Origin of the sequence: Peptoniphilus harei (assembly GCF_900454685.1) — a bacterium.
Classification (GTDB): Bacteria; Bacillota; Clostridia; order Tissierellales; family Peptoniphilaceae; genus Peptoniphilus_A; species Peptoniphilus_A harei.
In genome coordinates, this window is sequence record NZ_UATM01000032.1 from 1,087,226 (window position 1) to 1,110,767 (window position 23,542).

The following is a 23,542-nucleotide window of genomic DNA, read 5'->3' on the forward strand; positions in this document are numbered from 1 at the left end:
TGTAAGTTAAGCGAAATGTTTTCATAATGGAGGTTTAAAATGAACGAGAGAATAAAAAAGCTTGTGGTTTTTGCAATTTTCATTCTAGTACTTATGTTAGCTTCTCTAACTGCTTTTTTCAGTAAGTCTCTTATGTGGCCAAATGCAGAAGTAAATAGGGAATTCGACGGAATTCTTTTCAATAATGCTGACGGAGTAGAAAATTTACAAGTTTCTAGATCATTAGAAAAAGAAGCTAATGAAAATTTAATAAAATACGACATAAAATTTAATTACACAGGCGAAGACTCAACTGCAAGAATTTTGGGAACACCAAATAGACAAATTTTCTTTGACGAAGGAGTTGGCTTTAGCAAGTCAAAGGTAAACTTAAAGGGAGACTTTGACAAAATTAATAAATCTCTTTTCGAAGAAAAATTAAAATTAAAGGTAAAGGACTTTTACAACAAGACAGATAACAAGGACTTTAAGGCAGTGAGTGAAGTTAAACTTGCCCTAAAGGAAAAAGTTGGAGAATATGAATTTACAGTTTACTACAAGCCAAACCCACTTTACTTTTCAGGTGGACAAAAGGTTGAAGATGCTTCAATTTTTGTTACAAATGCAAAGGTAGAAAACTGGACAGAATCAATTAAGTCTAGCAACAGTGTAAAAGAAGCCTACACAAACTCTGGATACTATGTAAATAAGATTGAATTAATAAACCAAGGACTAATAAATAAAATTTCTCTAATTAACACAGCTTCTACAGTGATCTTCTTAGTGCTAACACTAGGAGTTATTGCTTTAATCTGGTTTGATAGGGGAAATTTCCAAATCTATCTTGGAGCCCTATTCTTAATGATTCCTGCCTTTTATAGGTTCATTGACAAGGGAACAAGTAATCTTGGTGTCCTTATAGCCTATCCAATCTTGGGACTTATTGCCTCAATAGCGGCAAGATTCCTTGCATCAGACGGCGACTTTACTTTTGGCAACAAGGAAATGAAACAATCAGTGGCATTTTTATTAATGTACTTTGTTTTCTCACTTGTATTCTTTGTTATACCAAGAGTATTTATTGGATAAGTAAATTTTTAAAAAGCTCAATATTATATTGGGCTTTTTTTGTTGAAAAAATTTATTGAATTTTGTAAGCTTTTGAAAATGTAAAAATAAATTTTTGAAAGTTTATAATTTTTTATCAGCTCCTAGATATTTACAAGCTATTAATTTTTTGTAAAGTTATAAAAATTTATAAGGTCACAAAAATATATAAGTTCATACTTTTTTCTCACTTAGATAAAAAATATAAATTAGATAAAAATTGTAAAGACAAGGAAAACTTTTTATTGAAATTGAAATAATAGTAAATTTAATATATAATTTAATTAAATATCTATAGGAGGATTTTTAAATGAAGAAGAAATTTACACTACTTTCAGTGTTATTGATTGCAATGACACTAGTTGCTTGTGGTGGCGGCAACAAAAAAGAAGCAGATGGAAATGCTGCAAACGCTACTAAAGAAACAACTGAAGCTAAATCAGACATTAACGTTGGTTTTGTAACTGACGAAGGTGGAGTTAATGACCAATCCTTTAACCAAGGTGTTTGGGAAGGACTTCAAAAGGCAATTGATGAACTTGGAATCAAGGCTGACTACATTGAATCTAAGGACACTAAGGACTACACTCCTAACCTAGAAACTTTTGCTGACCAAGATAAGAATCTTATCGTTGGTGCTGGTTTCAAAATGGGTGGTAACGTAGCTGAAGCTGCTACAATGTATCCTGAAATCAACTATGCAATAGTTGACGTTGACGTTACAGTTGACAAAGATGGTAACAAAATTGAAGCTCCTTCAAACCTACTTGGAATTATGTTTAGAGCACAAGAACCTTCCTTCCTAGTTGGTTATATTGCTGGTATGACATCAGAAACCAACAAGGTTGGTTTCGTTGGTGGCCAAGAAGGTAACATTATTTGGGGATTCGAATATGGTTACAAGGCTGGTGTTGATTACGCAGCTAAGGAAAAGGGAACTGACATCGAAGTTCTTAGCCAATATGTTGGAGACTTCTCTGACGCACAAAAGGGTAAATCAATCACTGCTACAATGTACCAAAACGGTGCTGACGTAGTATTCCACGCAGCTGGTGGAGCAGGCGAAGGCGTTATCGAAGCTGCTAAAGAAGCTGACAAGTGGGTAATTGGTGTTGATAGAGACCAAAGCGACAGGGCTCCTGAAAATGTATTAACTTCTGCAATGAAAAATGGCGATGTTGCTGTTTACCAAGTTGTAAAAGATATGCAAGAAGGTAAGTTCGAAGGTGGAAGAACTATTGAGTTTGGTCTTTCAGACGGTGGAGCAGTAGGTATTGCGCCAACTTCTGACAAGAATGTTAAACCTGAAATTTTAAAATCAGTTGATGAAATCTCTGAAAAAATTATTTCTGGTGAAATCAAAGTTCCTTACAACGAAGAAACTTATAACGAATACAAATAAGCTTATAAAGTCATCTCTTAGGAGTCATCTTAGGGATGGCTTTTTTTATTGCAATTTATTTTAAAAATAGCCAATTCTTTGGTATAATTTATTTAACATAACAAAGGAGCGTTTGTATTGGAAACTAATAATAGAGACTTAGTCGTAAGGATGGAGAATATCACCAAAAAATTTGGTGATTTCACTGCAAACGACGGAATTAATCTTGATATTAGGAGGGGAGAAATCCATTCTCTGCTTGGAGAAAATGGTGCTGGCAAGACTACTCTTATGAATATGCTCTATGGCATGAGTTCTCCTACATCAGGTGAAATTTATATAAATAATGAAAAAAAAGAATTTAAGGATCCCAACGATGCTATAAAGGCAGGGCTGGGAATGGTTCACCAACACTTTATGCTTATTGAACCCTTCACTGTTGTTGAGAATATTGTTCTTGGCATGGAGCCTATGAATGGAATCAAGGTGGATATAAAAAAGGCTAAGGAAGATGTAATTGCCCTTTCTGAAAAGTACGGTTTCAAAATTGATCCCGATGCCAAGATCCAAGACATAAGTGTGGGTACTCAACAAAAAGTTGAAATACTTAAGGTTTTATACAGGGGTGCTGACATATTAATTTTTGATGAGCCAACAGCAGTTTTAACCCCTCAAGAAATCACAGAATTAATTGACATAATAAAAAACCTTGCAAGAGAAGGAAAATCTATAATTATAATCACCCACAAGCTAAAGGAAATTAAGCAAATGGCCAACAGGTGTACTATCATTAGGCGTGGGAAAAAGATTGACACAGTAAATGTCTCTGATGTCAATGAATCTGAACTTGCAGATATGATGGTGGGAAGAGCTGTTCACCTAGATGTTAATAAGGCTGATTGTAAGGCTGGCGACACAATACTAGATATCAAGGGCCTAACTGCCAGAGACATAAGGAATGTCAAAAAGTTAGATGACTTAAACCTAGATATTAAAGCTGGAGAAATCCATGGTATTGCTGGTGTAGATGGAAATGGTCAATCTGAACTTATTGAAACTTTAACTGGCCTTAAAAAGGCTGAAGCTGGATCTGTAATCTTCAAAGGAGAAGAGATTTTAAACCATAATCCAAGGGATATTATTGAAAGAGGTTTAAATTCTATTCCAGAAGATAGACAGTTACGTGGTCTCGTCCTAGATTTTTCTGTGGCAGAAAATATTATCTTAAAGGAATACTACAAGGACAAGTTTTCTAAAAAGGGAATTTTGGACTTCCCTAAGATAGAAAAGAATGCTGAGGACCTTTCAGAGGACTATGACATTAGACCGAGAAATATAAACCAATTTGCAGGCGCCCTATCTGGTGGTAACCAACAAAAGGTTATTATTGCAAGGGAAATATCTGGTGATCCAGACCTTCTCATTGCAGCCCAACCAACAAGGGGGCTAGATGTTGGTGCCATTGAGTATATTAGGAACTTCTTGATAAAACAAAGGGACAAGGGGAAGGCAGTTCTTCTTATTTCCTTTGAATTAGATGAAATCATGGCTCTTTCAGATAGGATTTCTGTTATTTATAATGGAAAGATCCTAAAGACTTTTGATGCAAAAGAAACTAATGAGAGAGAACTAGGACTTTATATGGCAGGAGGTAAAAATGAAGAGAAATAGGTTTTTATACACAATTCTTGCCATTGTACTTGGTATCTTAATTGGGTCAATTATACTTTTACTAAGTGGGACAAACCCTGTTGAGGCCTACAAGGTAATTTTCTTGGGAGCCTTTGGCAAGCCTAAGTATATTTCTTGGACAATTGTAAAGGCAGTTCCATTAATTTTAACAGGACTTTCAGTTGCCTTTGCCTTTAATACAGGCCTATTTAACATTGGTGCCGAAGGGCAATACATTGTTGGATCCATTGGAGCTTTAGTTGTTGGACTATTACTAGACCTTCCTCCAGTAATCCACGGACTTGTTGCTCTTTTAGTGGGAGCTCTTTGTGGTTACATTTGGGGAGCCTTAGTTGGACTATTAAAGGCAAAATTTGAAGTTAACGAGGTTATTTCATCAATTATGATGAACTGGATTGCCTTTTATCTAAGCAACTATCTATTGAGTTTTCCAATTTTAAGGTCTATTGAATCAGATAACTCCTATCCCATTAAAGAAACTGCTAGCATAAAAATTGCTGGAGCTTGGAAGATGAGTGAATCTGGTAGGGCCTATCTCGCCCAACACAAGTTTTTAAAGGATATTTTAAATCCACCTCTAAATTTTGGTATTATTATCGCTATTTTAGCAGCCATAGTAGTTTGGTACATCCTAAAGAAAACTACTCTTGGATACGAACTTCGCGCTGTTGGTTTCAATGAAAAGGCTGCAGAATACGGTGGAATTGACATTAATAAATCTATTGTAAAATCCATGGGTATTGCAGGAATCTTGGCAGGACTTGCTGGTGCAATAACTGTTCTTGGTGTTTCTGGTGATATTGGAATCATGGCGGCCCAAGAAGGCTACGGCTTTGATGGAATGGCAGTTGCCCTTATAGCTGGCAACAATCCATTGGGCACAATTCCAGCAGCTCTTCTCTATGCAGGTTTAACTTATGGAGGAGGAAAGCTTACTACAATAGGAACTTATTCAGAAGTTGTAAATATTATTATTGGTATTATGATCCTATTTATTGCAATGCCAAAACTTTTGGATATGATTAAGTTCTTCTTCACTAAGTGGTCAAAGAAGGATGGAAAAAATTTAGAAAAAGGAGGAGCAAATGAATAGTTCACTTTTAAGCTTAGCAAGTATTTTATCAATTACACTTTTATATTCAGCTCCCCTTATTTATACAGCTCTTGGTGGAGTTTTATCTGAAAATGCCGGAGTTGTAAATATTGGACTTGAAGGAATGATGGCCATAGGAGCAGTTGTTGGATCCATTGTTGGCTATTATGTAGGTAACCCTTGGTTGGCCTTCTTGTGTGGAGGACTTGGCGGAATGTTAATTGCCCTTCTTCACGCTATAGCTACAATTAATTTTGCAGCAGACCACGTTGTAAGTGGTATCGCCATTAACTTAATTGGACCGGGACTTGCACTTTTCCTTTGCAGACTTTTCTTTGATGGAGCAGCCATATCAAAGTCCATTGATTATGAAAACAAACTTCCAGTTTTATTTGGAAAAGTTTTTAAATCTGGTGGTGGAAATGGAATAATGAGATTCTTTGACATTGTCTTCTCACAATATGCATCAGTTTACCTTGCTTTTGTCCTTGTTTTTATAGTTTACTTTATACTCTATAAGACTAGGCTAGGCCTAAGAATTAGGGCTGTTGGTGAGTATCCCAAGGCTGCAGAAACTCTTGGAGTTGACGCCTACAAGATCAAATACATTTGCGTATTAGCGTCTGGGTTCTTAGCAGGACTTGGTGGAGCATCAATGTCACTTGCAGTTGTATCCAACTACAGAGAAACACTTATCTCTGGTCAAGGCTTTATTGCCCTTGCTGCAGTAATCTTTGGTGGATGGAAACCACAAGGAGCAATGCTCGCTTGCCTGCTCTTTGGTTTTGCCCAAGGACTTTCAGTTTTTCTTGGTTCAATTGGAATAAAAATCGATACAAACCTACTTTCAATGATTCCTTATGCAATAACTCTTATTGTCTTAATAGTTTTTGTTAAGGGATCAAGGGCACCGTCAGCAGATGGCCTTCCTTACGAAAGAAACAATTAATAAAATTCGTCTCAGCTTCGGCTGGGACTTTTTTATGCCTTGCTTTTTTAAATAAATTATAAAATTTATCTGATATAATTTTCTTAAAAGGGGGATGTTTATGACTTTTGAAATTTTTAAAAATTCTAGAAGGGGAAGACTTAATAAAATATCTGACGTCAAGGGAGTGAGGGTTGGTCACTCAACAATTAAAGATGGTAAAATAAAAACTGGAGTGACATGTATCATGCCCCATGATGGAGATGTTTTTAATGAAAAACTTGTGGCCAACTCTTACATAATTAATGGCTACGGAAAAAGCCTTGGTCTAGTTCAACTAGAAGAGTTGGGGACTCTTGAGTCGCCAATCTTTATGACTAACACCATGAGCCTTGGAAGAGTTCTTGACTCATCAATGAAGTGGATGATTGATAAGTACCCCAAGCTGGGCGACAAGTCAGGAGCTCCAAATATAATTGTCACTGAATGCAACGACGGAGTTATAAATGACATGAGGGGCCTTCATGTAAAAGAAAAAAATGTCTTGGAGTCTATTGAAAATATAAAAGAAGATTTTGAAGAGGGCTCAGTTGGAGCAGGAACAGGTATGATTTCCTTTAACCTCAAGAGTGGCATTGGATCTTCATCAAGAATTATTGAAATAGATGAAAAGGACTACACCTTAGGAAGTCTTGTTCTATCAAACTTTGGAAGGATAAAAGATTTAAAGATAGAAGGCAGACCTCTAGGCCGTGAAATGTACTTAAAGTCCAAGGGAAAAAGAGAAGACAAAGACAAGGGTTCAATTATAATAGTCCTTGCAACAGACTTGCCCCTTAGCTCGAGACAACTAAAGAGACTTGCAAAGAGGGCCACAATTGGACTAGGAAATGTGGGCTCTTACTTGGGCCACGGTTCAGGAGATATTGTCATTGCCTTTTCTACTGCGAATGAGATAAAGGATTCTAGTTTTGAAGAAGTTAAAGTTCTAAAAGAAGATTTGCTAGATGATGCCTTTAGGGCTTGTGCAGAATCAGTAGAAGAATCTGTAATTAAATCCTTAATTTATTCCGAGTCAGATGTAACAAAGGATGGCAAAAAAATATTTTCTCTTGAAGAAAATTTAAAAAATCTGAGAATAGATTTTTGATATTTATTAACTTCTTTAAAATTTATGGGTGTGAGTGTTACAATAAATTAAAGAGGAAAAATTTTATTTATAAAATACTCTTAAATTAGTTTTATAAATAAAAGATTTTAGAGGTGATTTAATGAGTGATTTAACTATATATTTCTTAGTAACAGTTTTTATATCAGCCTTAGTCACTTTTATTTACATAAGAGAAGATAAGAAAGAAGAAAAAGATTCTAAGAATGATATAATATATTCCTTCCTAATGAGTAATTTTTTAATCTTACAATTTTACTTTAGAATTTATCAAAATATTGGGTTTGCAATTATGGTTAGCATATTTGTTTATTTTGTAATTTGGGCTATTTATAAACTTTACACAGATAGCAAAAGGGGAAGCAAGTTATTGGAAAATAAAAATGAGCCTAAGTGGAGGGTTTTATTTATTTCAATATCTTTTATATTATTAGCAAGTCTTAGTTTTTTAGAATTAGAAGATGGAGCTACTATTTATTCATACAACAAAAGTGACTTTCGAAAAATTTTAATAATTTCAATTTTTTTTGTTAGCTACATTAGAATTATTTTAGACTTGAGAGTTTTAAAAAGAATTTTATTTGAAAAAGATATTTGGAGAAGAGCTTTTATTATTTCAGAAATTATTTTGATTTTGGTATTAGGTTTAGGAAGTGCCTATAATATAAAAAATGTAAACCGTCTTGATTTTTATGTAGAAAGTGAAGATTATCAAGAAACATCAGGAGAGGAATTATGGGAAATTTAATTTTTAATATTATCGCTACAACAATCCTTGCCTTAATAAGGCCTATTGGGGATAAATTAAGGGAAAAAGCTGGGGGAGAGATTGACAAGTCCATAGATTTTCAATCCTATATTTTTTCTTTTACAACAATTGAATTGTGGCTCTCAATGGTTTTTTGTAGAAGCAAGCTAAATTTTTATTTTTTCTGCTTTTTACTTATTGCTTCTTTTTTTTACAACGCATTCACAGAAGATTTTTTGAAGAATAAATATGCAGATGACCCAAGACTTTATAAGATAAGTACCATATCAGTTCAAGCTATCTTAATTATTTACCAGTTAATATTCTTTGTTACTTTAGAAGATGGTCATTTTATTGATTCTCTTTATAAGAGGGAATTTCAAATTGCTATGATTTGGTATGTGGTTGTGATTTTGTGGCTTAGCTATTACTTGTCGAATAAATTGCTAATTAGGATTTTTGAAGATAAGGATATTTATAGGAAGATTTTTATAACTTTACAAATTGTATTTATCATTATTTTTATAGCCTTTACTATTTATAACTACATAAATATTAATAGGTTTGATTTTTATCTCGATAGGATGTAAAGGTTTAAGGTTTAAGGTTTAAAGGAGAAAGAAATGACAGAAGGAATGAGGAATGCTCTTATTGGAACTTTTCTAGCCTTAATATTTTTTAAAATTTTTGAAAAACTATCAAATAAAAAATTTTTTAATAAAAAACTTAGCGGGGGAGAAAAACTTCTAGATTACTATAATGCCAGCACAACACTGCTTCTTTTTTGGGTAAATTCCATTTTTTCTAGAAAAGAATTGATTCTATACTGTATAGGAGCCTACATCTTTATAAATATTTTTCTTAAATTATTTAAGTCTGACTTTGAAACTCATGAAAAGGAAAAGTATTTAAAAGTTATTACTACTTCAATTTGCACAATTTTTACAATTTATCAGTTTGTATTTTTTCTAACTTTAAAGGATGGGACTGTAATAGAAAATTTTGACAGGTCAGCTTATTTTAGCACTATGATTTATTTGTTAATAGGATTTTTTATAGTTAATATATATTTTCTAATAAAGAATCTTAGGACAATTTTTACAAAGGAGGACATTTATAGAAAAGTTTTTACTGTTATAGATGTAATTTTTATCCTATCCCAAGACTTCTTTATAATTTATAATCTTGTAAAGGCAGATAAGTTTGTTTTTTACTAGATAAATTTATGTAAATTTAAAATAAAATCATTAATTCTCAAAAAATATGGAAATTTCGCCAATTTCTCATAATTTTTATTGACTTAATGATTATCTAATGATAAAATTGATGAGTATTTGAGACGGAAAGACTACCTAAATGCAGGTAGTCTTTGAAATGTCCAATACTATTAATAAAACAGGAGGTGCAATTAATGCCTACAATTAACCAATTAGTAAGAAATGGTAGAAAGAAAATTCACAGTAAATCTAAATCACCAGCTCTTGATGTAAACTATGACACACTTAAAAAAGTTGAAACAGAAGTTAATTCTCCACAAAAAAGAGGAGTTTGTGTTGCAGTAAGAACAGTAACACCTAAAAAACCGAATTCAGCTCTTAGAAAAGTAGCCAGAGTTCGTTTAACAAACGGATATGAAGTTATGGCTTACATTCCAGGAATCGGACACAACCTACAAGAACACAGTGTTGTTTTAATCCGTGGTGGAAGAGTTAAGGATTTACCAGGTGTTAGATACCATATTGTAAGAGGTACTCTTGATACAGCTGGAGTTACAGACAGAAAGCAATCTAGATCTAAATATGGTACTAAGAAACCTAAAAATTGATAGAATTTTTACATGAGATTTTATAGATTTTTGGCTTACGGGCTCAACCTGAGTACCAATGAATCGACTGAAAAATAGTTAAGGAGGGAAGTTATGCCAAGAAAAGGACATATCCAAAAACGTGAAGTTATGGCTGATCCAGTATACGCAGACGTGGTTATCACTAAGCTTATAAACAATGTTATGCTTGACGGTAAAAAAGGTACTGCTCAAAGAATTGTTTACGGAGCACTTGAAACTGTTGCAGAACAAACTGGAGAGGACGCACTTGAAGTATTCTACAAGGCACTTAACAATGTAATGCCTGTACTTGAAGTAAAGGGAAGAAGAATAGGCGGTGCTACTTACCAAGTACCAATGGAAGTTAGACCGGAAAGACGCCAAACTCTAGGCCTTAGATGGATAGTTAAATATGCAAGAGCAAGAGGCGAAAAGACAATGCACGAAAGACTTGCAAAAGAAATACTAGACGCATCTAACGGTTTAGGCGGAAGTGTTAAGAGAAAAGATGAAATGCATAGAACAGCAGAAGCTAACAAGGCATTTGCTCACTATAGATGGTAATAAGGGGAGGAATTTATGGCTCGCGAAATACCATTAGAAAAATATAGAAATATAGGTATTATGGCCCATATTGATGCTGGAAAGACTACTACTACAGAACGTATTCTTTTCTACGCTGGTAAGATTCACAAAATCGGTGAAACTCACGACGGTGGAGCACAAATGGACTGGATGGAACAAGAACAAGAAAGAGGTATTACAATTACTTCTGCAGCTACTACAGCTCACTGGAAAGGCTACAGACTTAATATCATCGATACTCCGGGACACGTTGACTTTACAGTAGAAGTTGAAAGATCTCTAAGAGTACTTGACGGTGCTGTTGCACTTTTTGACGCAAAAAGTGGTGTAGAACCTCAATCTGAAACTGTTTGGAGACAAGCAGATAAATATCACGTTCCAAGAATTGCACACATCAACAAGATGGACGTTACAGGTGCAGACTTCTTTAGATCTGTTGATACTATCGACAAGAAACTAAAGGGTAATCCTGTTCCAATTCAAGTTCCAATGGGAGCAGAAGATACTTTCATAGGAATGATTGACCTTGTTGAAATGAAAGCAGAAATTTACAAGGATGAACTTGGTAAGGAAATCGAAATTACAGATGTTCCTGAAGAGTACATGGAAGTTGCAAATAAATATAGAGAAAACTTAATCGAAGTTGCATCTGAATTTGATGAAGATTTAATGATGGCCTACCTTGAAGGTGAAGAAATCGATAATGAACTTCTTAAGAAAGCTATAAGAAAGGGTACTCTTGCTGTTAAGATTACTCCAGTATCTTGTGGTTCTTCTTACAAGAACAAGGGTGTACAACTTCTTCTAGATGCAATTATTGACTACCTACCATCTCCTATTGATGTACCTGCAATTACAGGTGTTGATGAAGATGGAAACGAAGTTCAAAGACATGCATCTGATGATGAACCATTCTCAGCTCTTGCATTTAAGATCGTAACTGACCCATATGTTGGTAAGCTTGCTTACTTTAGAGTTTACTCTGGGGTTCTTAAGGCAGGTTCTTATGTTATGAACACAGCAAAAGGCAAGAGAGAAAGAATCGGAAGAATTCTTCAAATGCACGCTAACAAGAGAGAAGAAATCGAAGAAATCCATGCAGGAGAAATCGCAGCAGCTGTTGGTCTAAAAGACACAGGTACTGGTGATACTCTTTGTGATGAAAAATCACACGTTATTCTTGAAAACATGGAATTCCCAGATCCAGTTATCTCTGTAGCAATTGAACCAAAGACTAAGGCATCTCAAGATAAGATGGCTCTTGCTCTTGCAAAACTTGCAGAAGAAGACCCAACTTTCAAAACTCACACAGATGAAGAAACTGGTCAAACTATTATCTCTGGTATGGGTGAACTTCACCTTGATATCATCGTTGATAGACTACTAAGAGAATTTAAGGTGGAAGCTAATATTGGTAACCCACAAGTATCTTATAGAGAAGGTATTAGAAAAGCTGCTGAAGGCGAAGCTAAATACGCTCGTCAATCAGGTGGTCGTGGACAATATGGTCACGCTAAGATTAGAATCGAACCATTAGAACCAGGCGAAGGTTTTGTATTCGAAAATGCCATCGTTGGTGGTGCAATTCCTAAGGAATTTATTGGACCAACTCAACAAGGTATTGAAGAAGCACTTCAATCAGGTATTGTTGGTGGATACGAAGTTCTTGATGTTAAAGTAACACTTTACGATGGTTCTTACCACGAAGTCGACTCTTCTGAAATGGCATTTAAGATTGCCGGATCTATGGCAGTAAGAGATGCTCTTGCTAAGGCTGATCCAGTACTTCTTGAACCTATGATGAAGGTTGAAGTTACAACTCCAGAAGAATACATGGGAGATGTAATTGGTGATATTAATTCAAGACGTGGAAGAATGGAAGGTATGGAACTTGTAGCTGGAGCACAAATCGTTACAGCTTATGTACCACTAGCAGAAATGTTTGGTTACGCAACAACCCTTCGTTCAAATACACAAGGAAGAGCAAACTACTCAATGCAATTTGATCACTACGAGGAAGTACCTGCATCAATAGCTGAAGAAGTAGTTGGAGATAAAAAAAATAACTAATAAATAGGAGGATTAATAATGGGAAAGGCAAAATTTGAAAGAAATAAACCACACGTAAACATTGGAACAATTGGTCACGTTGACCACGGTAAGACAACACTTACAGCTGCAATCACACTTGTAATGAACAAGAGATATGGCGGCGGAGAATTTGTTGACTACGCACACATTGACAAGGCTCCAGAAGAAAGAGAAAGAGGAATCACAATTTCAACTTCTCACGTAGAATACGAAACAGCAAACAGACACTACGCACACGTAGACTGCCCAGGACACGCTGACTATGTTAAGAACATGATCACAGGAGCAGCACAAATGGACGGAGCAATCCTAGTAGTATCAGCTGCAGACGGTCCAATGCCACAAACAAGAGAACACATCCTACTTGCAAGACAAGTTGGTGTACCAAAGATTGTAGTATTCCTAAACAAAGAAGACCAAGTAGACGATCCAGAACTAATTGAATTAGTAGAAATGGAAGTAAGAGACCTACTTTCAGAATACGACTTTGACGGAGACAACACTCCAATCGTAGTAGGATCAGCACTTAAAGCAATCGAAGAACCAGATGGAGAATGGGGAGACAAAGTAGCAAAACTTATGGATGAAGTTGACGAATACATCCCAACTCCAGTAAGAGACACAGAACACCCATTCCTAATGCCTATCGAAGACATCTTCTCAATCACAGGTAGAGGTACAGTAGCAACAGGAAGAGTAGAACAAGGTGTAGTAAAAGTAGGAGACACAGTAGAACTAGTTGGATTAACAGACGAAAGTAGACAAGTAGTAGTAACAGGTGTTGAAATGTTTAGAAAACAACTAGACCAAGCAGAAGCAGGAGACAACATTGGAGCCCTACTAAGAGGTGTACAAAGAGAAGAAATCCAAAGAGGACAAGTACTAGCAGCACCAGGAACAATTCACCCACACACAAAATTTGAAGCAGAAGTATATGTACTAACAAAAGAAGAAGGTGGAAGACATACACCATTCTTTAACGGATACAGACCACAATTCTACTTCAGAACAACAGACGTAACAGGAGATATTCAATTAGCAGAAGGCGTAGAAATGGTAATGCCTGGAGATAACTCAACATTTACAGTAACACTAATCACACCAATCGCAATGGACGAAGGACTAAGATTCGCTATTCGTGAAGGTGGAAGAACTGTAGCATCAGGAGTAGTATCAAAGATTCTTGACTAATCCTTTGGGATTAACAAAAAATCTTAATAAATAAAGTTAGAGGGAGTTTATGCTCCCTCTTTTTTGTTGCAAACTTATATTTATTAAAAATAAGTAAAATTATTTTTAATTACAACTATTTATTTGAAATTTAAAATAAGGTAAATAAAGAAAAAGACTTCTGTAAAATTTAATACAGAAGTCTTTTTATTTTATAAATTTTTAACTTAGAAGTTTAAATTAACTCTGCAATTTTTTCATCAACCTCATTCATTTTTGCAGTTGGCTCAAATCTTTCAACTACCTTTCCATCCCTATCAATTAAGAATTTTGTGAAGTTCCATTTGATATCTGGGTTATTCTTGTAGTCCTTGTCCCTAGATTTTAGAAGGGTAGCCATGGCAAGTGCCTTGGGACCATGTCCAAAGCCTTCAAATCCCTTTTGAGATTTTAAAAACTTGTAAAGTTCAAGTTCATTATCGCCATTTACCTCAGCCTTTTTCATTTGAGGGAATTCAATATCGAAATTCAATTGGCAGAATTTTGTAATTTCTTCATCACTTTCTGGAGCTTGTTCCTTGAATTGATTGCAAGGGATATCAATTATTTCAAGTCCCTTGTCGTGGTATTTGTCATAAAGGTCTTGCAAGTCATTATATTGGGGTGTAAATCCACACCTTGTTGCAGTATTAACTATTAAGATAACTTTCCCCTTTAAATCTTTTAAATCTAAGAAAGATCCGTCTTGTCTTTCAACTTTATAATCATAAATCATTTTTATTCCTCCTATTTATTTTTAATTACCCATTTTTAAAAAATTAACAACAGAAAGAGACTTTAATAAAATTAATAAGTCACTGATTAAGAGTCTTTAAAAAAAGAGATGGTTTCCCATCTCTTAAAAAATTTTATGAACTTGTCTTATAAAAAGTTAGTAATTTTTGTTACTTATAAATCTTATACAAAATCTTAATCACTTAGGACTTGGTAAATTTTTATGACTTAGCATTTTATTATGAGTTTACAAATTTATATGACTCAGCATTTTCTTATGAGTTTATAAATTTTTATGACCTAAAGCTTACTTATTTTCTTCCAATAGTTTGTCAATTGTTGCTGTAATTGAAGCTTTATCTTTTTTACCAACAAATCCACCTAGAACTTGGCCTTCAGAGTTGACAAAGAAAGTTGTAGGAATTACAGTAATATGCACAAGACTATCTTCAGTTGTTGGGTTAGGCATAATATTTGTGTAAGTCACTCCAGCATTTTTAATTATTTCTGTAGCTTCTTCTACGTTAGTGTCCATACTTGCATTAGTATCAACAACTACTCCTAAGAAATTAATTTTGTCCTTATATTCTTCGCCTAGGTCAGCAAGGTCTGGCATTTCTTCTTTGCAAGGTCCACAGAAAGTTCCCCAAACATTAACAAGAGTAAGAGGTTTTTCCTTGTAAAAATCTTCAGACTTTACAATATTTCCATCTTCAATTTCAAGAGTTTGGAAGTCAAATCTTTCAATTGGCATTGACTCTAAGTCTATTGCAGATGCTTTTGTCTCCTGAACTTCCTTAGTATTATTTTCTTTTGATACATCATTAGTTTTCTTATTGCATGCGAAGAGACTTAAAGCCACTGCACATACAATCAAAATTTTAAATAATTTTTTCATATAATCGCTCCAGTGTAAAATTTTTTAATTTTGCCTAAGTCAATTATACTTCATGGACAAAAACTTGTCTATTTTTAAAAAATAGGGTATAATTTATCTCACTTGTTCGGGAACTCCAAGTATAAAAAACTAATTGTTCTCCAAAGAAATGGAGGTTATTATGAAGAAAATTATTATTGACGCAGATCCCGGGATTGATGATTCTATAGCTATTATGCTAGCAGCAAAGCTTAAAGAATATGAAATCCTCGGGATCTCTTTGGTTTCAGGAAATGTTCATGTTGAAAAGGGAAGAAAAAATGTCCTTAGACTTATGAAGTTCTTGCAGGAAGATTTCAAAATCTATATGGGTTCAGGAGACCCTCTTTGCAAAGAATTTATTAATGCTGAGGATACCCACGGTGAAGATGGACTTGGTGAAACTTATTTGGACTATGACGAAAAAGAAAATTCTGGTGATGCCATAGATTTCTTAATTGATGAAGCTAAAAAGGGCGACTTGACAATTTTTGCCCTAGGACCCCTAACTAATATAGCAAGAGCTATTGAAAGGGATAGGGATGCTTTTAAGGACACAAGAATTATTGTAATGGGTGGAAACTTTAGGAGCCACGGCAACATGAGCCCAGTAGCAGAATTTAATTTTTATGTTGACCCAGAGGCAGCAGATTATGTGATTAAAAATGCACCAAGAATGATAGAAATTGTCCCACTAGATGTAACTAGAGAATTTGTTTTAACTCCAAGTATTCTTTCTTATATCAAGAGACTAAATCTAGAGATGGGAAATTTTATAGAAAAGATTACTAATTTCTATATGGACTTTCACTGGGAATATGAAAAAATTATTGGGTCTGTTATAAATGATCCACTTACAATTCTTTTAGAAAGAAATCCAGACTTATTTCAGGGCAAAACTTATAATGCTGAGTGCATAACAGATGGCCCAGCTAGAGGAATGCTCATGGTTGATGCCATGGACTTCATGAAGAAAGAAAAAAACTTAATTATTTATGAAGAGATAGAAGTTTTTGAAGTATGGAGAGACTTTATAGAAGTTATTACAGAAAGGGAAGTTGATATAAATGTCCTAGGTGATTTGCTATGAAGATTTCAACAAAAAAAATTACTATTTTAGCTCTTTGCATAGCAATAAATATGGTTGGGTCCTGGATTGGTGTTTTGATAAAATTACCAGTTTACCTAGACTCAATAGGAACTATAATGGCAGGTTTTACCTTTGGCCCAATATTTGGTCTTTTGACAGGAATGATTACTGCCTTTGTAAACACTATAGGGGACCCTATTGCCCTTTACTTTATGCCAACTCAACTTATAGTAGGTTTTACTGCGGGATATTTTAAATTTCTAAAAAGAAATGATTATATTTCTAAGTTTTATTTAACTCCTTTTATGTCAATACCTGCTGCTATATCTTCTGCTCTTATCGCAACTTATCTTTTTGGAACTGTGACAACAGCAGGATCATCTTATATTGTCCAAGGCTTGCGTGCAGTAATGGATTTGCCAGATTTTGTAATTGTATTTGTAATTCAAATTATAACTGACTATGCTGACAAATTAATTTCAATCTTATTGGTTTCAAAGGTATACAATATGGGTGCTTTTCAAAATATTTTAAAGAAATAGTATCACGACCACTTCTATAAGAAGTGGTCAGACTGATGACAAAGCAGGCAAAAAAAGCCTGCTTTTTTTAATAAAATCATCTGAATTACAGAAAAAAAGGGTAAAAATAAACTAAGGAAGTAGGTGTGACATGCTATCAAAAAATAACAATAGAAAAACAAATCAAGTACAACTAATTTCAGTAGAACAACTTGTACCTAAAAATCACATATTAAGAAAAATAGACAAATACATAGACTTTAGCTTCATCTATGAATTAGTAGAAGATAAATACTCACTAGACAACGGAAGACCAAGCATAGATCCAGTAGTATTAATAAAAATACTATTCATAGAGTATCTATTCAACATAAAAAGTATGAGACAAACAATAAAAGAAATAGAAGTAAACATAGCATATAGATGGTTTTTAGGACTGGACTTTTATGATAAAGTTCCTCACTTCACAACATTTAGCCAAAACTACAGAAGAAGATTTAAAGATACAAACATATTTGAAGAAATATTTCAAAACATCTTAAGCCAAGCAATGAACAAAGGATTCGTAGATGAGAAAATACAATTCGTAGACTCAACACATGTAAAAGCCCATGCAAATAGACATAAAAACAAAAAAGAAGAAATCAAAAAAGCAGCAAAAGCATACCAAGAAGAATTAGACAAAGAAATAGAAGAAGATAGAAAAGAACATGGGAAAAAACCACTAAAAGAAAAAAATAAAAAAGAAGAAACAAAAGAAATAACAGTCTCAACAACAGACCCAGAAAGTGGACTCTTTCATAAAGGAGAGCACAAAGAAGTCTTTGCCTATTGTGTAGAAACATCAGTAGACAAAAATGGTTGGATCTTAGGACATAAAACATTCCCAGGAAATCTCCATGACAGCACAACCCTAATACCCTTTTATGAAGAAAAACTAAAAAAATACAAACCAGAAAAAATAGTAATGGATGCAGGATATAAAACACCAGCCATAGCAAAAAAACTACTAGAAGACGAAATACAACCAGTATTTCCCTACACAGCACCAAAAAGAAAACCAAAAATAGAAAACCCCTACTACAAAAGAGAATTCATATATGATGAGTACTATGACTGTTACCTATGCCCAGAAAATCAAATACTAGAATACACGACAACAAATAGAGAGGGATATAGAGAGTACAAAAGCAATAAAGAACAATGTAAAAAATGCCCTAACCTCAAAAGATGCACACAGAGTAAAAACAATCAAAAAGTAATCACAAGACACATTTGGCAAAAATACATAGATGAAACAGAAGAATATAGATACACAGAAAAAGGAAAAGAAGAATACAAAAGAAGAAAAGAAACAGTAGAAAGACAATTTGGAAGTGCAAAAGAATTCCATGGATTTAGATACACAAACATGATTGGACTAGCAAAGATGGAAATGAAAGCTGCACTTACATTTGAGTGCATAAATATGAAAAAATTAGCAATACTACTATATAAATTGGATCCTAATAAGGATTTAACTTTGGATAAATTAAAGATTTTTTTAGTAAATATATTAAGAATGCAACAAACCCAGAAATTATTTCTGGGTTTGTCTACAATCTGACCACTTCTATAAGAAGTGGTTTTTTATTTTGGAAATTTCAGTTTAATTTGTTAAAATATTAATAGAATACTTGTTACTTTTATTCTTGTAAACAAATTTAAAATTTACTTTTTTGATAAATTTTAAATAAAAATGACTTATAAGGGTAAAAGTAAATTGTATACAAATAAAGATTAGAACATTGTAGTTAAATAATATTTTAACAAGTGATATAATTTATTTGTGAGAAGATTTTACACTGGAGGTGATTTAGTGTCAGATGATGCAGTAAAAAAAGTTAAAGACACTGAAGCTGAGGCAAAAAAAATAATTGGCGATGCTGAGGTTAAAGCCAAGGAAATTATTGAAGAGGCAAGTGCCAAGGGCGAGGAAGCTTATCGAAAAATAGTTGATGAAGCTAGGGATAAGAAAGACGCCTATGTTGAAAAGGCAAGGATTGAAGCTGGTGAAGCTGTAAAACCAATCGGAGCTGAAGCAGACAAAAAAATTGCTGAAATTTCAAAAAATTCCAAGAGCAAAGAAGCTGAAGTTGTAAAGTCAGTGGTAGAGAGGATTGTGAATAATGGCAATAGTTAAGATGAAAAAATTCAAACTCTTTATCTTTGATGAGAACAGGGAAAATTTGATTAACAAATTTCAAAAATTTAACTATGTTCACATTAATGAATCTGATTTTGATGAAGATAACTTTTCAGAAGATGATTTCACAAGACCTAGGTCATCAGAAGATTTAATTGAAATTGATGACAAAATCAAGAGATCTAAGGAAGATATTGATCTTTTACTTAAGTTTAAGGACAAGGAAAACCCAATTAAAGCTATGAAAGATGGGGTTAGTGACATAAGTCTTGAAGAACTTACGGCTAGGGCAATGACCTTTCCCTTTGAAAAAATTGACGGTGAGATTAGGGACTTAGTTGATCGAAAGGATAAGAACAAGAGTAAGATTCAGAATATTGATTCTAAAATAGCTGAATTAAAACCTTGGGAGGACCTTTCTTCTTCATTAAAAGATCTTAATAAGTTTGGTACTGTAAACATTTACACAGGAACGGCCTCATCAAATTATGCAGAGGACTTTGAAGGCGAGGTAATAAAAAATGACTTAGCCTATATTGAAAGGGTTTCAAGGGACAAGAATTTTAACTATTATCTCATGATAGTTGAGAACTCTGTAGATGAAGAGATTAAAAATCTCATGACAAATTATGGGTTCACCCCTATAAAGGTCAAATCAGATGGAAAAGTTAAGGATACTATAGGATCCTACGAAAAAGATAAAGAAGTACTTTTTGAAAAAAATAAAAAAATTGAAGAGGAATTAAAAACTTACTTAAAATACCTAGAAGATTTTAAGTACTCTTATGAACATTATAGGAATGAAAAAGTAAAAATAATGTCTGAGAGAAAATTTTTAAAGACTACTGAATTAAATCTAATTGAAGGTTTTGTCCCAGAAGACAAACTACAAGATTTGGAAAGAGAAATCCAAAAAGTTTGCAAGGATAACTACTATCTAAGGGCAGAGGATCCAGATAGGGATTCAAAAGAGGTTCCAATATTACTAAAGAACAACGCTTTTGTAAGTCCTTTTGAGCTTATGACAGAAATGTATGCCATGCCAAAATACAATGAAATTGACCCAACACCATTCTTTGCACCTTTTTATTTTGTATTTGCAGGGATAATGGTTGGAGACTTTGGTTATGGTCTTTTGGTATTCTTGGCAACACTTTTTGCCTTGAAGAAATTCAAACTAACAGATAAGAAGAGAAGGTTTTTCAAGTTTTTCAACTACCTATCTATTTCAACAATTATATTTGGACTAGTATTTGGTTCCTTCTTTGGAGGAATAATTGAACTTCCAAGCTTAATAGATCCAGCAGAGGATTCTACACTTTTGGTAATATTATCAGTCATCCTAGGTGGAATTCACATATTCTTTGGTCTTGGTATTAAGGCTTATATGGATATTCGTGATGGAAAACCAAAGGATGCCCTATATGATGTAGGATTTTGGTACATGGCAGTCTTGGGAGCAATAGGTTTTATACTTGGAAAGTTCCTTCCACAATTTGCACCTTACAGCAAGTTACTTATGATTATTATGATCGTAGGTATGGTTGGAATTGTTGCAACAGGTGGTAGGGATGAAAAGTCAACTGGAGCAAAGATTGGTTGGGGAGTTTATTCTCTCTATGGAATCACATCTTATCTTGGGGACTTTGTATCTTACCTAAGACTTATGGCACTAGTTTTATCAGGTTCCTTCTTGGGACTTGCTATAAATATGATTGCAGGAATGCTTTTTGAATCAAATATAATTGGCAAGTTATTTGCCATAGTAATTTTTGTGGCCTTCCAATTATTTAATGCCTTTCTTTCTTATTTGTCAGCTTATGTTCACACAGCAAGGCTAACTTATGTAGAAATGTTTAATAAATTCTATGAAGGTGGAGGCATACCTTTCAAGAAAATGATAGAAAATTCAGATTACTTTAATATAGACTAGGAGGATTAATATGTTAAATGGACTAATGGGAGAATATGGCGGATTGATTTTAGGATCAATTGGAATCTTTTTAGCAGTTGCACTTGCAGGTGCAGGTTCTGCTAAGGGAGTAGGTTTAGCAGGGGAAGCTGCTGCTGGAGTTGTAATTGATGAACCAGAAAAGTTTGGTAAGTCACTTGTACTTCAACTGCTTCCAGGTACACAAGGTCTTTACGGTTTCGTAATTGGACTATTTATCTTATTTAGACTTGCAGCTGACACACCAGTTAATACAGGTTTCATGTACCTAGCAAGTGGTGCAGTTATTGGTCTTGCAGGACTTATATCTGCTGTTGCACAAGGAAAGGTAGCTGTTGCAGGTATCAACATCCTTGCTAAAAACGAAGAACAACAAGCAAAGGGTATTATCTTTGCAGTAATGGTTGAGCTTTACGCTATTCTTGCTTTTGCAATTTCATTCTTTATCCTATTCAGAGCCTAGGTGATACTATGGCAGGACTTGAAAATATTTTAAATAAAATAATTAAGGATGCAGAGGAAAAAGCAAAGCTTATAATAAAAGAAGCTGAAGAAAAAGAAAATACTATTATAGAAGATAGAAAAGAAGACGGAGAATTTCTTGCTAATAAAATTGGTAGGATTGCCGAAAGAGAAAGAGAAGACATCTTCAAGAGAAGCAAGTCATCAGAAGAGCTTAAGGCAAGAGACAAAATCTTGTCTGAGAAAAACAGGATAATCGATGAAGTCCTTGAAAAAGTTGTTGAGGAACTTGAAAATCTTTCTGAAGATGATTTTGTCAGATTCCTAAAAAATAATTTAGGAGATGAAAAACTTAAGGGTGGCACTATTGATATTCCAAAAAAATATAGGAATGCTGTAGAAAAGGCTGATCTTGGTTTTAAAATATCTGATAAGGATATTGAAAGTGGTTTTGTCCTTAACAAGGACAATCTAGTTTACAATGGAGACTTTAGGTCCCTTGTAAATTCTGAGAGAGAAGATTTAGAAAAATATCTAGCTGAAGAACTATTCAGTTAAGAGGAAAAGGTGATTTAATGGATAGAAATAAATTTATCCAAAGTTCCACAAGATTAAGAGTTTTGGAAAAGGAGCTTTTAAAAAGTGAAAACTTTATAAGGATTTCTGAACAAGATACTTTGGAAGACGCACTTAGATCTCTATCTGATACAGTTTACAACAAATTTATAAATAAAATATCTTCTCCCACAGAATATGAAGTCATACTGAAAGAGGAGCTCACGAGATTTTATGACGAAGTTTATGAAATCTCTCCATCGAGAATACCTGTTGACTTAGTTGCATTAAAATACTTCTACCACAATCTAAAGGTCTTAATTAAGGAAAAGATTGGGGAAGAAGATTTAAAAGACCTATTTATGACCCTAGGTGGATTTGATATTAAGGAATACAGGGATGGCATCTTAAAGGGCAGCAAGAGAAATAAATATTTTGAACTTATAGGAAAAATTGAGGAAGCTTACGAAGAAAAGAAGGATCCTCAAATTATTGATATATATCTTGATAATGCCTACTTTAAGGACCTACTTGAGCTTGCAGAAGAATCTAAAGTTGACCTATTTATAGATTATGCGAAAAATCTCATTGATTTTACAAATATAAGGACTCTACTTAGGGCCAAAAAACAGGAAAAAGATGTAGAATTTTTAAAAAACATAATTGTTCCTGGAGGCAAACTAAGAGAAGAAACTTATTTTGATTTATTAAATAGGGATATAAGTTCAGACACTGAAGCTTTCAAGAGACTTGATATTTATAAGTATATAAAGGAAGGTCTTGACGACTTTAAAGAGAAGGGAACCCTATCAAACTTTGAGAGGGAGATGGACAACTACTTTATAGACCTTATTAAGGATGTAAAATATATTACCTATGGTCCAGAAGTTGTTTTTGCCAATGTATTGGCAAAGGAAATGGAAATTAAAAATCTAAGAATTATTTTAGTTTCAAAATTAAATGGACTTGATGGTGAATTTATAAGAGAAAAGTTGCGTGATAGTTATGTATAAAATTGCAGTTGTTGGAGACAAGGACTCTGTTTTATCTTTTAAGGCAATAGGCATTGATGTCTTTGTTGCCTATGAAGGTAAGGACGCGAGATACCAGGTAGACAGTCTTGCAAAAAAAGATTATGGTGTAATTTATATTACAGAAGATCTTGCAGCAAAAATACCAAAAACAATTGAAAGATATAATGATGAATTAATACCAGCCATAATTGTCATCCCTTCAAACAAGGGAACTCTTGGAATTGGTATGAAAAACTTAAATAAAAACGTGGAAAAGGCAGTTGGAGCGAATATATTAGGTGATTAGT

24 protein-coding genes are annotated in these 23,542 nt (G+C 33.9%); 22 read left to right on the forward strand and 2 right to left on the reverse strand.

Translation table 11 applies throughout. The features are described 5' to 3' along the window. The first annotated feature begins 39 nt into the window (after positions 1-39). The 13 genes from DRZ96_RS06630 to tuf all read left to right on the forward strand — a co-directional run bounded on the left by DRZ96_RS06630 (position 40) and on the right by tuf (position 13,788). Positions 40-1,068 carry a hypothetical protein gene (locus DRZ96_RS06630; protein ID WP_112890049.1) on the forward strand — a complete coding sequence of 343 codons (1,029 nt, stop codon included), beginning with the start codon at positions 40-42 and terminating at the stop codon, positions 1,066-1,068. Positions 1,069-1,396: 328 nt separating this feature from the next. After that, positions 1,397-2,488, forward strand: coding sequence for a BMP family lipoprotein (locus DRZ96_RS06635; protein WP_112890050.1), 1,092 nt, complete (start codon positions 1,397-1,399; stop codon positions 2,486-2,488). 117 nt (positions 2,489-2,605) lie between these two features. After that, positions 2,606-4,138 carry an ABC transporter ATP-binding protein gene (locus DRZ96_RS06640; protein ID WP_070700171.1) on the forward strand — a complete coding sequence of 511 codons (1,533 nt, stop codon included), beginning with the start codon at positions 2,606-2,608 and terminating at the stop codon, positions 4,136-4,138. Further along, positions 4,125-5,252 (forward strand): ABC transporter permease, encoded by a 1,128-nt coding sequence (locus tag DRZ96_RS06645; RefSeq protein WP_070700170.1) that lies wholly within the window; start codon positions 4,125-4,127, stop codon positions 5,250-5,252. Before DRZ96_RS06640 ends, DRZ96_RS06645 begins: the two co-directional genes overlap by 14 nt. Beyond that, the gene (locus DRZ96_RS06650; RefSeq protein ID WP_112890051.1) at positions 5,245-6,201 is read left to right on the forward strand and encodes an ABC transporter permease; all 957 of its coding nucleotides are present in this window, start codon (positions 5,245-5,247) and stop codon (positions 6,199-6,201) included. Before DRZ96_RS06645 ends, DRZ96_RS06650 begins: the two co-directional genes overlap by 8 nt. A gap of 100 nt (positions 6,202-6,301) precedes the next feature. Next, positions 6,302-7,330: a DmpA family aminopeptidase gene (locus DRZ96_RS06655; protein WP_112890052.1), complete on the forward strand. Its 1,029-nt coding sequence runs from the start codon at positions 6,302-6,304 to the stop codon at positions 7,328-7,330. Between the two features lie 121 nt (positions 7,331-7,451). Then, complete coding sequence (locus DRZ96_RS06660; RefSeq protein WP_112890053.1) at positions 7,452-8,096, forward strand: hypothetical protein; 645 nt, start codon at positions 7,452-7,454, stop codon at positions 8,094-8,096. Beyond that, positions 8,084-8,686: a hypothetical protein gene (locus tag DRZ96_RS06665; protein ID WP_112890054.1), complete on the forward strand. Its 603-nt coding sequence runs from the start codon at positions 8,084-8,086 to the stop codon at positions 8,684-8,686. Before DRZ96_RS06660 ends, DRZ96_RS06665 begins: the two co-directional genes overlap by 13 nt. A 33-nt stretch (positions 8,687-8,719) precedes the next feature. Then, entirely contained in the window at positions 8,720-9,313 is a 594-nt protein-coding gene (locus tag DRZ96_RS06670) for a hypothetical protein (protein ID WP_112890055.1), read from the forward strand. A gap of 194 nt (positions 9,314-9,507) precedes the next feature. Then, on the forward strand, positions 9,508-9,921 hold the full coding sequence (gene rpsL / locus DRZ96_RS06675) for a 30S ribosomal protein S12 (protein WP_019124174.1): 414 nt from the start codon (positions 9,508-9,510) through the stop codon (positions 9,919-9,921). Positions 9,922-10,014: 93 nt separating this feature from the next. Beyond that, the gene (gene rpsG, locus DRZ96_RS06680) at positions 10,015-10,485 is read left to right on the forward strand and encodes a 30S ribosomal protein S7 (RefSeq protein ID WP_070700164.1); all 471 of its coding nucleotides are present in this window, start codon (positions 10,015-10,017) and stop codon (positions 10,483-10,485) included. Between the two features lie 15 nt (positions 10,486-10,500). Beyond that, a complete protein-coding gene (gene fusA / locus DRZ96_RS06685; RefSeq protein ID WP_112890056.1) occupies positions 10,501-12,576 on the forward strand; it encodes an elongation factor G in 2,076 nt (691 codons plus the stop codon). Positions 12,577-12,594: 18 nt separating this feature from the next. Then, a complete protein-coding gene (tuf, locus tag DRZ96_RS06690) occupies positions 12,595-13,788 on the forward strand; it encodes an elongation factor Tu (RefSeq protein ID WP_112890057.1) in 1,194 nt (397 codons plus the stop codon). A 214-nt stretch (positions 13,789-14,002) separates the two neighbouring features. Here tuf and DRZ96_RS06695 read toward each other — a convergent pair whose 3' ends face one another. Further along, a complete protein-coding gene (locus DRZ96_RS06695; protein ID WP_112890058.1) occupies positions 14,003-14,542 on the reverse strand; it encodes a glutathione peroxidase in 540 nt (179 codons plus the stop codon). Between the two features lie 306 nt (positions 14,543-14,848). Continuing rightward, entirely contained in the window at positions 14,849-15,439 is a 591-nt protein-coding gene (locus DRZ96_RS06700; protein ID WP_112890059.1) for a TlpA family protein disulfide reductase, read from the reverse strand. Positions 15,440-15,599: 160 nt separating this feature from the next. Here DRZ96_RS06700 and DRZ96_RS06705 point away from each other — a divergent pair, with 160 nt between their 5' ends. The 9 genes from DRZ96_RS06705 to DRZ96_RS06745 all read left to right on the forward strand — a co-directional run bounded on the left by DRZ96_RS06705 (position 15,600) and on the right by DRZ96_RS06745 (position 23,541). Beyond that, positions 15,600-16,547 carry a nucleoside hydrolase gene (locus tag DRZ96_RS06705; protein WP_112890060.1) on the forward strand — a complete coding sequence of 316 codons (948 nt, stop codon included), beginning with the start codon at positions 15,600-15,602 and terminating at the stop codon, positions 16,545-16,547. Continuing rightward, positions 16,544-17,089 carry an ECF transporter S component gene (locus DRZ96_RS06710; RefSeq protein WP_112890061.1) on the forward strand — a complete coding sequence of 182 codons (546 nt, stop codon included), beginning with the start codon at positions 16,544-16,546 and terminating at the stop codon, positions 17,087-17,089. The genes DRZ96_RS06705 and DRZ96_RS06710 overlap by 4 nt, the downstream gene beginning before the upstream one ends. 130 nt (positions 17,090-17,219) lie before the next feature. Continuing rightward, entirely contained in the window at positions 17,220-18,674 is a 1,455-nt protein-coding gene (locus DRZ96_RS06715) for an IS1182 family transposase (RefSeq protein ID WP_112890062.1), read from the forward strand. 252 nt (positions 18,675-18,926) lie between these two features. Then, complete coding sequence (locus tag DRZ96_RS06720) at positions 18,927-19,250, forward strand: hypothetical protein (RefSeq protein WP_070700826.1); 324 nt, start codon at positions 18,927-18,929, stop codon at positions 19,248-19,250. Next, the gene (locus DRZ96_RS06725; protein WP_112890063.1) at positions 19,237-21,186 is read left to right on the forward strand and encodes a V-type ATP synthase subunit I; all 1,950 of its coding nucleotides are present in this window, start codon (positions 19,237-19,239) and stop codon (positions 21,184-21,186) included. The genes DRZ96_RS06720 and DRZ96_RS06725 overlap by 14 nt, the downstream gene beginning before the upstream one ends. 10 nt (positions 21,187-21,196) lie before the next feature. After that, the gene (locus DRZ96_RS06730) at positions 21,197-21,667 is read left to right on the forward strand and encodes a V-type ATP synthase subunit K (protein ID WP_112890064.1); all 471 of its coding nucleotides are present in this window, start codon (positions 21,197-21,199) and stop codon (positions 21,665-21,667) included. 8 nt (positions 21,668-21,675) lie between these two features. Next, the gene (locus DRZ96_RS06735) at positions 21,676-22,224 is read left to right on the forward strand and encodes a V-type ATP synthase subunit E (protein ID WP_112890065.1); all 549 of its coding nucleotides are present in this window, start codon (positions 21,676-21,678) and stop codon (positions 22,222-22,224) included. A 17-nt stretch (positions 22,225-22,241) separates the two neighbouring features. After that, on the forward strand, positions 22,242-23,234 hold the full coding sequence (locus tag DRZ96_RS06740; protein WP_112890066.1) for a V-type ATP synthase subunit C: 993 nt from the start codon (positions 22,242-22,244) through the stop codon (positions 23,232-23,234). Beyond that, positions 23,227-23,541 carry a V-type ATP synthase subunit F gene (locus DRZ96_RS06745; RefSeq protein ID WP_112890067.1) on the forward strand — a complete coding sequence of 105 codons (315 nt, stop codon included), beginning with the start codon at positions 23,227-23,229 and terminating at the stop codon, positions 23,539-23,541. The genes DRZ96_RS06740 and DRZ96_RS06745 overlap by 8 nt, the downstream gene beginning before the upstream one ends. The last annotated feature ends 1 nt before the right edge of the window (position 23,542 follow it).